9 protein-coding genes and 1 riboswitch are annotated in these 13,084 nt (G+C 36.8%); of the genes, 4 read left to right on the top strand and 5 right to left on the bottom strand.

Features of this window, described 5'->3' with window-relative positions; all coding sequences use genetic code 11:
* Positions 1 to 248: 248 nt before the first annotated feature.
* Complete coding sequence (sasP, locus tag V7183_RS01855; RefSeq protein WP_000013349.1) at positions 249 to 452, top strand: small acid-soluble spore protein, SasP family; 204 nt, start codon at positions 249 to 251, stop codon at positions 450 to 452.
* A 50-nt stretch (positions 453 to 502) separates the two neighbouring features.
* On the opposite strand, the gene V7183_RS01850 is transcribed toward sasP, so the two are convergent.
* From V7183_RS01850 to V7183_RS01830, 5 genes are all read right to left on the bottom strand, one after another.
* Positions 503 to 1,237 (bottom strand): amino acid ABC transporter ATP-binding protein, encoded by a 735-nt coding sequence (locus tag V7183_RS01850; RefSeq protein ID WP_335358522.1) that lies wholly within the window; start codon positions 1,235 to 1,237, stop codon positions 503 to 505.
* A 31-nt stretch (positions 1,238 to 1,268) separates the two neighbouring features.
* Positions 1,269 to 1,967: an amino acid ABC transporter permease gene (locus V7183_RS01845; RefSeq protein ID WP_097894573.1), complete on the bottom strand. Its 699-nt coding sequence runs from the start codon at positions 1,965 to 1,967 to the stop codon at positions 1,269 to 1,271.
* On the bottom strand, positions 1,954 to 2,751 hold the full coding sequence (locus V7183_RS01840; protein WP_335358526.1) for an amino acid ABC transporter substrate-binding protein: 798 nt from the start codon (positions 2,749 to 2,751) through the stop codon (positions 1,954 to 1,956). Before V7183_RS01840 ends, V7183_RS01845 begins: the two co-directional genes overlap by 14 nt.
* A 430-nt stretch (positions 2,752 to 3,181) precedes the next feature.
* Positions 3,182 to 5,182 carry an ABC transporter ATP-binding protein gene (locus tag V7183_RS01835; RefSeq protein WP_097894574.1) on the bottom strand — a complete coding sequence of 667 codons (2,001 nt, stop codon included), beginning with the start codon at positions 5,180 to 5,182 and terminating at the stop codon, positions 3,182 to 3,184.
* A complete protein-coding gene (locus V7183_RS01830) occupies positions 5,179 to 6,933 on the bottom strand; it encodes an ABC transporter ATP-binding protein (protein ID WP_335358521.1) in 1,755 nt (584 codons plus the stop codon). Before V7183_RS01830 ends, V7183_RS01835 begins: the two co-directional genes overlap by 4 nt.
* A 697-nt stretch (positions 6,934 to 7,630) precedes the next feature.
* Between V7183_RS01830 and V7183_RS01825 the strand changes: the two genes are divergently transcribed.
* From V7183_RS01825 to V7183_RS01815, 3 genes are all read left to right on the top strand, one after another.
* Positions 7,631 to 9,070 carry an NADP-dependent glyceraldehyde-3-phosphate dehydrogenase gene (locus tag V7183_RS01825; protein ID WP_335358520.1) on the top strand — a complete coding sequence of 480 codons (1,440 nt, stop codon included), beginning with the start codon at positions 7,631 to 7,633 and terminating at the stop codon, positions 9,068 to 9,070.
* A gap of 586 nt (positions 9,071 to 9,656) precedes the next feature.
* Positions 9,657 to 9,838: riboswitch (Lysine riboswitch) on the top strand.
* 151 nt (positions 9,839 to 9,989) lie between these two features.
* Positions 9,990 to 11,414, top strand: coding sequence for an amino acid permease (locus tag V7183_RS01820; RefSeq protein ID WP_335358519.1), 1,425 nt, complete (start codon positions 9,990 to 9,992; stop codon positions 11,412 to 11,414).
* Between the two features lie 340 nt (positions 11,415 to 11,754).
* Complete coding sequence (locus tag V7183_RS01815; RefSeq protein WP_335358518.1) at positions 11,755 to 12,954, top strand: ABC transporter permease; 1,200 nt, start codon at positions 11,755 to 11,757, stop codon at positions 12,952 to 12,954.
* Positions 12,955 to 13,084 lie beyond the last annotated feature (130 nt).

Below are 13,084 nucleotides of genomic sequence, written 5' to 3'. Positions count from 1 at the left end.
AAATGGATTTATATAGTTACAATTAGTGTGACCTTCTTTCACAAAAATACAACGTTTACTCGTTTTTCATACCTTTCTATTTTTTACAAAATTTACAAATTATTAATCCGCATATCTTTCTAGGTAACATCCATACTATGAATACACTCCTCATAAACGATGGATTAGCGCCAAAAGGGCGATCATCTGGTTCAAATCCAGCTAATCCAACCAAAAAATTTTCTATACTCTAAGGAGGATATATTCCTATGGCAAACCAAAGTTCTTACAATCAATTAGTAGTACCAGGAGCAACAGCTGCAATCGATCAAATGAAATACGAAATCGCTCAAGAATTTGGTGTACAATTAGGAGCAGATTCTACAGCTCGTGCAAACGGTTCTGTTGGCGGAGAAATTACAAAGCGTTTAGTAGCAATGGCTGAGCAAAGCCTTGGCGGATTCCAAAAATAAATATATATGGCAAAAAAGGTCTCAGGGCATTCGCCCTGAGACCTTTCTTTCTATCCTAACATTTGTAAAAATTTCTTTGTTCGTTCTTCTTTCGGATTTGTAAATACCTCTTCTGGTGTACCTTGTTCTACAATGACACCGCCATCCATAAAGATAATACGATTCGCGATTTGATGAGCAAAGCGCATCTCATGCGTTACAATTACCATCGTCATCCCTTCTTGTGCAAGTTCCTTCATTACCTTTAAGACCTCTTGTACAAGTTCAGGATCTAATGCTGACGTTGGTTCATCAAATAATAAAACTTGTGGTTCCATCGCAAGCGCACGAGCAATTCCTACACGTTGCTGTTGACCACCTGACAGTTGGAATGGGTATAAATCCAGCTTATCACCAAGTCCAACTTTCTCAAGGAAATATGTCGCCTTTTTCTTCGCTTCTTCTTTCCCCATCTTTTTCACTGTAACAAGCCCTTCCATCACATTTTGAAGTGCTGTTAAGTGCGGGAACAAGTTATGATGTTGGAACACCATTCCTGTTTGAATACGAAGATTCACAATATCAGTTTTCGTTACTTTTTTCGAGAAATCTAATTCTTTCTCTCCAATGCGAATGTTACCAGCGTTCGGTGTTTCTAATACATTTAAGCAACGTAGAAATGTCGTTTTACCAGATCCAGACGGTCCAATAATAACAACAACTTCGCCTTTCTCAACCGATAAATCTATATGTTTTAGTACGGTATTATCTCCGAAACTCTTTTGTAAATGTTGAATTGAAATCATAAAAACAAAAACTCCTTTTATGAAAGGATTATTATTTTAGAGTATAACGTTCTGAACGTTTTTCTAATATTTGCTGCACAATAGATAATAAGAAACAAATCACCCAGTAAATAAGGCCTGCTTCAAAATAAACAATTAAGAATTCATAGTTCATTGCTGCGATTTCCTGCGCTTTTCGGAACATCTCCGTTACTAAAATTAACGATGCTAATGAAGTATCCTTCACTAAACTAATAAATGTATTGGAAAGCGGCGGAATTGATACGCGTGTTGCTTGTGGTAAAATGATGCGTTTTAACGCTTGCGGATATGTCATTCCAATTGTATACGCTGCTTCCCATTGCCCTTTCGGAATAGATAAAATGGATGCGCGAATAATTTCAGATGCATATGCACCAACATTTAATGAAAATCCAATAATAGCTGCTGTATATGGGTCAATCTCAATTTTTAGAGTTGGAAGCCCATAGAAAATAATAAACAATTGTACAAGAAGTGGTGTTCCGCGAATAATAGATACATAGATACGAGCGATCCATTGTAAAACGCGACTACTTGAAATACGCGCTAGCGCCGTCAATGTCGCTAATATAAGGCCGATTGCAAATGTGATAAGCGTTAATGGAATCGTTGCGAACAGAGCACCCTCCAAGAGAGGCTTGAAGGATGTCTGCATAATATCTCCCCATGTAGATAATCGATCTGCAATAAGTGCACTACTTAGATACATCTTCACCGAACCATTTTTTCGCTATTTTGTCATACGTACCATCTTTTTTCATATCTTCTAACGCTTTATCTACTTCTTGTACTAACTTATCGCTTCCTTTACGGAATAAGAACCCACTTTGTGATGCCTCTTTTTCTGTAGCTGCAATTTTAATGTTTACATCTTTTTTCGTTTGTAAATAGTTTAATACTGATAATTTGTCATTAATTGTGAAATCAACGCGTCCTGTACTAATTAATTCCACTGCTTGACTAAAGCCTTCTACTCCTTTAATCTCCGCACCATTTTTCTTTGCAAGGTCAGCATAGTTACTTGTTAAAGACTGCGCTGCTGTTAAACCTTTTACATCAGTAAAGGTAGCTGGCTTATCTTTATCCTTTGCAACGACAAGAGCTGCCGAAGAAGAAATATACGGTTTAGAGAAATCATATTTCTTTTGACGATCTTCACGAATTCCAACTTCATTTGCAACCATATCAAAACGGTTTGCATCTAGTCCAGCAAGTAAGCTATCCCATTGCGTTTCTTTAAATACTGGTTTCACGCCTAGACGTTTTGCAACTTCTTCTGTTAACTCAACGTCAAATCCAGTTAATTTTCCACTTCCATCGTGGAATGTAAACGGCGGGTATGTACCTTCTGTACCAACAACGATTTCACCGCTTTGTTTTATTTTTTGTAATGCATCTTGACTAGCTGTATCTTTTTTTTCTGCTTTACCACAGCCTGCTACAATACCAACTGTTAATGTAGCTACTGCAAGCACTGAAAATAATTTCTTCATCATGTTACTCCTCCAAGTATTCTGATAGGAATTTAAGAACTATATTGATTGTATGCAATCTCGGACAATTTTTCAATGAAAATGTTCGTCATTAGTGTATCCTTTTTCTTCATAATCAAACAGGATGATACAAAATCATTACGTACAAAAAATAAGTAGCATTTTTTAATATAGCACTTATGAAGGAAAAGGTAAAACAATACTTCTTGTCTGTAGTAAAAAAGAACTTGCTGCCTTAGCAAGTTCTTTCAAGAATCTAATACACAATACCCAATCATCGTACACAATAATAAAAAGAAAGTAATATTAAACGTCACTGATAATTCTTCCATCCCTATTCCCCCTTTCCTCCAACATATCATATGGACAAGGAAAGGGATGGGAGCATTTGTAAACATTACTTTAAAATTTTCTGAACATTCTATGAATATTAAGCACTTTGGCTTCCTTCCATCTGCGTTTTATACATGTCATAATAGCGTCCCTTTTTCCTCATTAATTCATCATGAGACCCTTTTTCAAGAATCGTACCTCGGTCGAGTACAATAATTTGATCTGCACTCTTAATTGTTGAAAGACGATGGGCAATAATAAACGTTGTTCTTCCTTTCTTCACAACTTCTAATGCCCCCTGAATCATCGCTTCTGTCTCGGTATCAATACTTGAAGTCGCTTCATCTAAAATTAAAATGGCCGGATCAAACGCTAACGCGCGTGCAAATGATATGAGCTGACGCTCTCCTGTTGAAAGTGTGCTTCCCTTTTCTGTAATTTCTTCATTTATATTGTTCGCAAAGCGCTCAGCCCCTACATCATGCAGCGCTTTTATAATTTTAGCTTTTGAAATGTTTGGATTTTCTAAACTTACATTTGAGGCAACTGTCCCGCTAAATAAAAATGGATCCTGCAAGACAATTCCCATATGCTCACGAATTGCCTGCTTTGGAATATGCTTTACATCATGCCCGTCAATCGTAAGTCTTCCTTTTTGAAACTCGTAAAACTGAAAAAGCACATTCATAATCGAACTTTTTCCAGATCCAGTATGACCAACGAGTGCAACTGTCTCCCCTGTTTTCGCCTCAAAAGAAATATTTTTTAATACTTCGTCTTTTCCGTTATAAGAGAATGAAACATTATCAAACCGAACATTCCCGCTAAGACGTGGTATACGCTCTTCTTGCAATGCCTCTCCCTTTTCATCTAGCAATTCAAATACACGCTCTGATGCAACTCGCGCTTGTTCTAAATTTGCTAGTTGGTTCACCATGTTCGTAATAGGCGAAAAGAGCCTTGTTAAATAATCGACAAAAGCATACAGTACCCCTAAAGAAATAAAGCCTGCGCCGCTTAATGAAGCACCGCCAAAATACCAAATCACTCCTGTAAAAGCAATGTTTCGTAAGACCCCTACTAAATTATGCGATGTTGCCGAATTTAAATTTAAAATCTTATTTTGATATTTAAAGTAATCTCCGTTTAATTCCTCAAATTCTCGCTTTGTTTCACGTTCTTGACGAAACGCCTGAATAATTGGCATCCCTTGAATGGATTCATTTACTGTTCCATTAATATCTGATAAACGAGAACGCATTTTATGATTGTATCCGGAAGCATATTTCCTATATAAAATAGCCCAAACGATTAAAATTGGTATAATAAGCAAACAAAACAATGCTAATTTCACATCGAGTAAAAATAAAGCAACAAAAATCCCAATAATATAAATGAAACTAGAGGCAAATGTTGCAAGCACCGTGACGTATAAATCACGAATTGCCTCTGTATCATTCGTTACTCGCGATACAATTTTCCCCGCTGGCAAATGGTCAAAGTAACGAATCGGCAATGTTTGAATATGAGAGAAAACATCTTCACGCATAATTTGAATAATTTTATTCGATGCTTTCTGTAAGAAAAACTGCTTTCCATATGCAAATAAAGATACGACTACTAATAACGCAAAATAACCTCCGCCAAGCAGTAGTAATCGTTTTATTTCCGGCTTATAAAATGCATATATTTCTTGCGTTGTTAACCGCTTCGCTTTATACACTTGCGCAGCTTTCCCGCCTTGAATTGTAATCATATCTCCCTTTACAGAACGCGTTCCTTCAAGATTGATTTTATGAGGCACAAAGTAATATTGGAAGCCAGCTTGAATAACCCGAACTTCTTTCCCCTTTGTCTCTCCTTTTTCAAAGCGATCGCTTCGCTTATACCAAGTGCCGTTATACTTAACAGCATCTTCTCCTTCCGCCGTTTCATACCAAGGTTTCTCTATTCCAACAATATGATCATCTATCATCGTTTTCGCTACAAATGGACCTGCCAGTTCTGCAATAACGAAAATAAATAGCATAGCAAGTGCTGTAAAGATCGGCCCTTTTACCTTCATTGCATATTGAAATAATCTTTTTGGGGTGCTCATACGTTCACCTCACCTTCTACATTTTCACCTTGCTGTCTTTCAAACTGCTCTCTATACCAGCCTGCATTTTGAACAAGTTCTTCATGTGTTCCTTCTTCGATAACCTCACCGTTATCCATAACAAGAATCCAGTCCGCATGTTGTACGGCTGATAAGCGGTGCGTTGTTATAATTGTTGTTTTTCCGCTTCTTTCCGTGCGGATATTTTCAATAATCGCTGCTTCAGTACGAGCATCAACGGCCGATAAAGAGTCATCTAAAATTAAAATTTCTGGATTTTGAATGACAGCTCTTGCGATTGAAATACGTTGTTTTTGTCCACCAGATAAGGAAACACCCTTTTCTCCAACAAGCGTCTCTAATCCATCTGGCAAAAACTCTAGATCCTTTTTGAACGCCGCAATTTCAATTGCCTTTTGAAGCTCTTCTTCACTTGCCTCTCTATTTCCAAATAGAATATTTTCCTTTGCTGTCTTTGAAAATAAAATATGTTCTTGTGGTACATATCCAATCCAGCTTAGTACGTTTTCAGCCGGAATTTTATCTAGCGCAACATCGGAAACTGTAATCTCTCCTTCTCCAAGTGGATACTGGCGAAGAAGTTGACGAACAAGGGTTGTTTTCCCGCTTCCTGTTTTTCCAACAATCCCAAGCGTCTCTCCTTGCTTTAATGAAAAAGAAACATTTTTTAAATTTGACTCAGCGGATCCAGGATATGCAAAAGAAACATCATCAAAATCAATATATTCCGGTTTCTGTACAGGCTTTGGCTGTTTCGCATTTTTCACATCTGGTTCATAAGCCAGCGTTTCATTTACACGATCTAGTGAAGCATTTCCGCGCTGCATTACATTGATTAATTCACCAATTGCAAACATCGGCCAAATCATCATTCCTAAATATACGTTAAAGGAAACAAGCTCTCCTAGCGTAATTTTTGATTGGAATACAAGAAAAGCTCCATACACTAAGCCAATTAAATAACTAAGGCCAACAAGCATTTTAACTGTCGGTTGAAATAATGCATCGATTCTTGCTACTTTCATATTTTTCTCGTATACATCATCTCCCAAATGATGAAACCTTGCTTCATCGGCGTTCTCTTGTACATACGCCCGAATTACACGTACGCCAGCAATCGATTCAAGTACTTTATCGTTCATATCTCCGAAAGCATCTTGCGCAACCGTAAATCTTTCATGTAACTTCTTCCCATATATATTCATCGCATACGCCATAATCGGCAGCGGGATAAGCGCAGCAAATGTAAGTTGCCAACTAATTGAAAAACCCATCATACAAACAATGGTGAGCATGTATAAACTGGAATCAACTAATGTCAAAATTCCAAAACCAGCAGTCATAGCAATCGCTTTTAAATCATTTGTCGCTCTTGCCATTAAATCGCCCGTACGATTTTTATGATAAAAGGTCGGTGTCATCTTAAGTAAGTGCCCCATAAACTTTGAACGCATTGTTTTTTCAAGTACAAATGCACCGCCGAATAATTGACGCTGCCATATAAAGGTGAGCACATATCCGCCTATTGTTGCCCCAAATAAAATCCAAATATATTGTATAATTACTCCGCTTGTTAAAGATCCAGTTTTAATACGATCAATTGTTAAGCCTAGTACTTTCGGAGGGACTATTTCAATTATATTTACAATTAAGAGTGCTCCAATTGCGATACTATACCTTTTCCAATGTTCTTTAAAAAACCATGTTAACTTTTGTAATACTGAAAACAATATAACCTCTCCCTTCTCGTTCTCGTTTGACTCCCATTTCTTTATCCGCTATCTAAAGTCATCTCGTTTACATTTCGAAAACCATACAATTTCATCACATTTTTCCACCTTCCAAAGTTTTTTATTGAAACCATACAAAGTATGGAAACAAGCAAAGATAGAGACAAAAAAACGCATACCGCCGCTTGACGATATGCGAAAAACGCATAAAAGCGTACGTTACGATATACGCAACGTACGCTTTTTGTAAGACAAAAAGAGTCTACCTCTCCGTACGGGTTGCGTAATGATATGAATGTTTTTCACCGTATAACACAGCTGAATCCATCATATTTACGATTACAATCATCACGCGCACCCCCTTCATTTATTTTCCATTTTTAATTTTATAACTTTATAGACTTTTCTGTCAATTGTTTTTTCATTATTGTATGAAATAAACTTTTATCACAAAAAATGAAAGAGATACAATCAAGTTGCAATACACTAATCTAACCTAAAAAATTGTCTATTGATACGATGCGAATTACCCTATATTTCACTTGTAAATACGGTTAACCATCGTAAGAAAGGGCATACAAAATAAAAATCATATGAGAAATCATTGTCATAAAAATTTCATTTGAAAAATATTTTCGAACGCCCTACAATCACCATATACTCACTCTTACAAGTTGCTATTTTGGGAGGACAAATCATGACAACTAGCAATACGTACAAATTTTATTTAAACGGAGAATGGAGAGAAAGCTCTTCTGGACAAACAATCGATATTCCATCCCCGTATTTACATGAAGTAATTGGTCAAGTCCAAGCAATTACTCGCGAAGAAGTAGATGAGGCAATTGCATCTGCAAAAGACGCTCAAACATCATGGGCTGAATTGTCTCTTCAAGATCGCGCAAAATATTTATATACATGGGCTGATGAGCTTGTAAATATGCAAGATGAAATTGCTGATATTATTATGAAAGAAGTCGGTAAAGGTTATAAAGATGCGAAAAAAGAAGTTGTTCGTACAGCGGATTTAATCCGTTACACTGTAGATGAAGCACTTCATATGCACGGTGAAAGCATGATGGGCGATAGCTTCCCTGGCGGATCTAAATCCAAACTTGCGATTATTCAACGCGCACCACTTGGTGTCATTTTAGCAATTGCACCATTTAACTACCCTGTAAACTTATCTGCTGCAAAACTTGCACCAGCTCTTATTATGGGTAACGCTGTTATCTTCAAACCAGCAACACAAGGCGCAATTAGTGGTATTAAAATGGTGGAAGCACTTCATAAAGCAGGACTTCCGAAAGGACTTGTAAACGTAGCAACAGGACGCGGTTCTGTAATTGGTGACTACTTAGTAGAGCATTCTGGCATCAATATGGTATCGTTCACAGGTGGTACACATACAGGTACTCACTTAGCGAAAAAAGCAGCTATGATCCCGCTTGTATTAGAACTTGGCGGTAAAGACCCTGGTATCGTTTGTGAAGATGCCGATTTACAAGAAGCTGCCAAACATATCGTGAGCGGTGCATTCTCATACTCTGGTCAACGTTGTACAGCAATTAAGCGCGTGCTTGTACATGAAAATGTAGCGGACGAACTTGTTAGCTTACTAAAAGATCAAGTGGCTGCACTATCTGTTGGTTCTCCAGAACAAGACAGCACAATCGTCCCATTAATCGACGATAAATCTGCTGATTTCGTTCAAGGATTAATTGATGATGCGGCAGAAAAAGGTGCGACAATTGTAATTGGTAACAAGCGTGAGCGCAACTTAATTTACCCAACATTAATCGACCACGTAACAGAAGAAATGAAAGTTGCTTGGGAAGAGCCATTCGGTCCAATCCTTCCAATCATCCGTATTTCTTCTGACGAAGAGGCGATTGAAATTGCGAATAAGTCAGAGTTCGGTCTGCAAGCAAGTGTCTTCACAAAAGATATTAATAAAGCATTTGCAATTGCTAACAAAATTGACACTGGTTCTGTTCAAATTAACGGACGTACAGAACGCGGCCCAGACCACTTCCCATTCATCGGTGTAAAAGGTTCTGGTCTGGGAGCACAAGGTATTCGTAAGAGCCTTGAATCTATGACACGTGAAAAAGTAACTGTATTAAACTTAATGTAACATTTTAGAAGCTAATCTACAGCTGTAGATTAGCTTCTATACAAATTGAGAAAACAGGCAAAAACCATTCTTTTTAGGTGGGAAGTGAGTATCCGGCCATGGATAGAAATGGTCAGTGCCTTTTTTGGCCCCATGCCAAGTAAGAACAAAAAGAGAAAGCAAGTGGAGATTTTCTTTTATTTTCATAGCCACGATTTAGGTGCTTGAAAATAAAGTTGGATATATATTCTTGCATTCACCTATTCACTTATCTCATATGCTTCAGGACTACTATTCATTAACCAATCCATTACATGATCAAAACGTTATCGTTTTACCAATGCCACTTTCACCTTCCAAACAAATTAACGTCATCTCGCACCTCCGTATACTTAACAATACTTCACTTTTTTATTAAATACGATTTCACTATTCCGTCTCATTAGTTTCACACACAGATGAACAGACCCTATTTCTAAAAAACCATTCTTCTTTTAATGACAAATTGTTCACCATAATCTGATTATTACTATATCCATTGACGTATAAAAACACATTTGTTACCCTTAGGTATGTTAATTTAATATATAAATCCTCATTCGTATCTCGGTGAGGTAGAGGTTGCAATCATTAAGAGTATCATTTCAGGAGATGTAGTGGCATCGATGAATGAATGGGAAAGGAATGGTTGCCGAAGTAAGAACTGTCCACTGTACATTCTTGCTGGGTCTGTATTGAATAAGTGCAGAACTGTCACAAACAACTTGTTTGTGGAGAGCTATCGAGAGGTATGTCGTGGGTTTCCTATAAGATAGAAAGCACGTAGCGACAATTACACGTGCTTTTTTTGTTTTGTATGGAGTTTCCCATTCTTCCCTTGTTGGAAGACATACATATCTCCTCGCTTGACTTGGTTATACTAACTTTGGAGGTATTTTCTATGCAACAAAAAAAATGGGGCTTTTGGGTACTAACAGCATTTGTTGTCGGCAATATGGTTGGCGCTGGTATTTTCATGGTGCCAAGCACATTAGCACAAACAGCTAGCCCTCTTGGTGTTACTTTAGCTTGGTTAACAACAGGATTCGGTGTTTTAATGCTAGCTCTTGTTTTCGGTAATTTAGCAATTCGTCGTCCTGATTTAACAACAGGACCACAAAGTCATGCATATGCTTTATTTTCATCACCAAAAAAGAAAAAAATGGCTGGATTCAGTATGGTTTGGGGCTACTGGGTCGCAAACTGGGCCAGTAATGTTGCCATTATTACATCTTTTGCAGGTTACTTATCACTCTTCTTCCCAATCATGAAAGATACACGTCTCTTATTTTCAATCGGCTCTTTCAATGTGGAAGTGGGAAAATTGATTACATTCTCTATCTGTTCTTGCTTACTATGGGGAACACATATGATTTTAACAAATGGTGTAAACGGAGCTGGAAAATTAAACTTCCTGGCAACAACAACGAAAGTAACTGGATTCCTTCTATTTATTGTTGTTACTTTGTTTGCATTTCAAGCTTCAAAATTTGGACAATGGTACACACCAATCATTGATAAAGAAGGCGTATCACACGGACTGCTTTCACAAATAAATTTAGCTGCCCTTACAACACTTTGGGCATTTATCGGTATTGAATCAGCCGTTCTTTTATCAAACCGTGCTAAATCTCCAAAAACGGTAAAACATGCAACTGTAGCAGGTTTATTCATAACAGTTGGAATTTATTTAGGAATTACGATTTTAACAATGGGTGTTCTTCACATTGATAAATTACAAGCTTCGGAACGTCCGTTAGCTGATGCATTAAATGCCGCAATGGGTCATGGCGGCGGGAAATTAATGGCACTCCTTGCTCTTACTTCCCTATTCGGCTCAATCTTAGGCTGGATTTTACTTAGTTCAGAAGTACCATATCAAGCAGCAAAAGAAGGCTTCTTCCCTTCCTTCTTTGCAAAAACAAACAAAAAGGGAAGTCCGATTCATTCACTAAGACTGACAAACATTATGTCACAAGTATTCTTGTTCTCAACGCTATCTGGAACAATTGCTGAAGCCTATACATTCGTGATTACTGTATCAACGTTAGCTTATTTAATTCCATATCTTGTCTCACCAATCTTCCAATTAAAACTCGTCGTAACTGGTGAAACGTATGAAAATGAACGTGGTTCAAGAATTATGGATGGAACGATTGCAGTCATTGCAATTTGCTATTCACTGTGGGTGATTAAAACTGGGGCGTCTGATTTAAAAACATTCCTTCTTGGGATTGGGTTATTTGTAATCGGCTTTGCCTTCTATCCATTAATGAATCGTGATCAGAAAAAAAATAACAAAAATAAAAACGGGCAAGTTGCTTAAAGCAATTTGCTCGTTTTTATTTAAATCCAAATTCAAAAACTGACTAAAACCCTTTCTTTTTAGATGGGAGAGAGAATCCGGCCGTGCATAGAAGCGATCAGATCCTTTTTCTGCTCCATGCCAAGTGAAAACAAAGGGAGAAAAAGAGAGGAAGTCTTCTTTTGTTTTCGAAGCAACAACTTGTATGCTGAAAAATATTTATGTATACATACCAATTCAAAAATTAACTAAACTCTTGTTTTTTAAGCGGAGGATGAAAAAACTCCACTGATTAAAGTTTCACTTTATATATTTTGGTATAAACGAGAAACCTTTATAATGGAAAATAGAGGTGAAAAACATGTCAATTGAAACACTATGGAACGCCCGTTTTCAAAAACATCTTCAAAACGTTATCATGTACTTTGCGCGCATGATTAGCGGTCTACTATACAGTTTTATCTTTATCTCCTGTATTGGTGCATATTATTACGCAAAGTTTCTTAAAACAGCTCCTTCTAAAGGAATCTCATTATTCATCATTACAGCTCTGCTTACAATCATTATCACGAGATGCCGAGTTCGTACGTTTATTCAAAAGCCGGATGCTGTGTATTTACTAGCACTGGAAGAGAAATTAGCGTCATACTTTAAACAGTCTCTTCTATATAATTATGTCATTCAGCTTTTTCCATTGCTATTCATGTTTCTAATTCTCACACCGCTAGCAATGCAAACGTTGCATACAAACATTCCTTTTTTATGTACAATCTTTTTTATACTCATGCTCATCAAAGGCTGGAATATATACATACATTGGATATGGCGTGATCAACATAACGGCCAACTCTGGTTTATCGTTCGATTAACTTGTAATACTCTTATTATTTACATGCTCTTTCAGTCCGTATCCATCGTTCTATTAGGTGCAATGCTATTACTCCTTACTTTTATACTTATGTATACAATAAAACAACCAACAAAACGAATTGGATGGGAATATATCATTCAGCAAGAAGAAAAAATGGACATGCACTTTTACCAATTTGCAAACTTTTTCACCGATGTCCCGCAGCTAAAAAAACAAGTAAAACAAAGAAAGTGGCTCACAAGTTGGATAGAACCTATATTACATAAAAAACAAGCTACCTTCTTCTATTTAAATACTTTATCATTTCTACGTGCTAATGATTATTTTGGTATATATATAAGGCTGACCATCATCGGTTCCTTCACTTTATATTTCATACCGAATGTATATGTAAAAGGCGCTATTACTTGCTGCCTCTTATATATGAGCTCTATGCAACTTCGTTCTTTATGGAAATATTTTTCAGGAAATAATATCGTAACATTGTATCCTATCCAAATCGATGAAAGAATACGTCAATTTCTTACTCTTGTATTTTCATTAGCAATCGTTCAGTTAACAATATTTACAGTTATCCTGCTTGTTTGTATCCCAGAGCTCTTACACGTTTTTATCACCGTTTTAATCGGTATACTTTTTATTAAATTTATTATTGTACCAAAAACAAAGAAAAGAATTTCTACTTTATAGCGTGTAACTTTCATCAATGACATTTTACGAAACAAAACAAATCATATCTATATAAATACAAATTGAAAAATCGACATAAAACCTTTCTTTTTAGATGGGAGAGAGAATCCAACCATGCATAGAAGCGGTC

It is taken from the genome of Bacillus sp. JJ1127, assembly GCF_036965845.1.
Lineage (GTDB): Bacteria > Bacillota > Bacilli > Bacillales > Bacillaceae_G > Bacillus_A.
Note: the sequence above shows the minus strand (reverse complement) of the source record. Positions and strands in the feature narration are given on the sequence as shown.

Bases quoted from the DNA above. Each gene is read 5' to 3' on its own strand.
- V7183_RS01835 (WP_097894574.1), bottom strand. From the start codon at position 5,182: ATGAGCACCCCAAAAAGATTATTTCAATATGCAATGAAGGTAAAAGGG.
- V7183_RS01845 (WP_097894573.1), bottom strand. From the start codon at position 1,967: ATGTATCTAAGTAGTGCACTTATTGCAGATCGATTATCTACATGGGGA.
- V7183_RS01820 (WP_335358519.1), top strand. From the start codon at position 9,990: ATGCAACAAAAAAAATGGGGCTTTTGGGTACTAACAGCATTTGTTGTC.
- V7183_RS01840 (WP_335358526.1), bottom strand. From the start codon at position 2,751: ATGAAGAAATTATTTTCAGTGCTTGCAGTAGCTACATTAACAGTTGGT.
- V7183_RS01850 (WP_335358522.1), bottom strand. From the start codon at position 1,237: ATGATTTCAATTCAACATTTACAAAAGAGTTTCGGAGATAATACCGTA.
- sasP (WP_000013349.1), top strand. From the start codon at position 249: ATGGCAAACCAAAGTTCTTACAATCAATTAGTAGTACCAGGAGCAACA.
- V7183_RS01815 (WP_335358518.1), top strand. From the start codon at position 11,755: ATGTCAATTGAAACACTATGGAACGCCCGTTTTCAAAAACATCTTCAA.
- V7183_RS01825 (WP_335358520.1), top strand. From the start codon at position 7,631: ATGACAACTAGCAATACGTACAAATTTTATTTAAACGGAGAATGGAGA.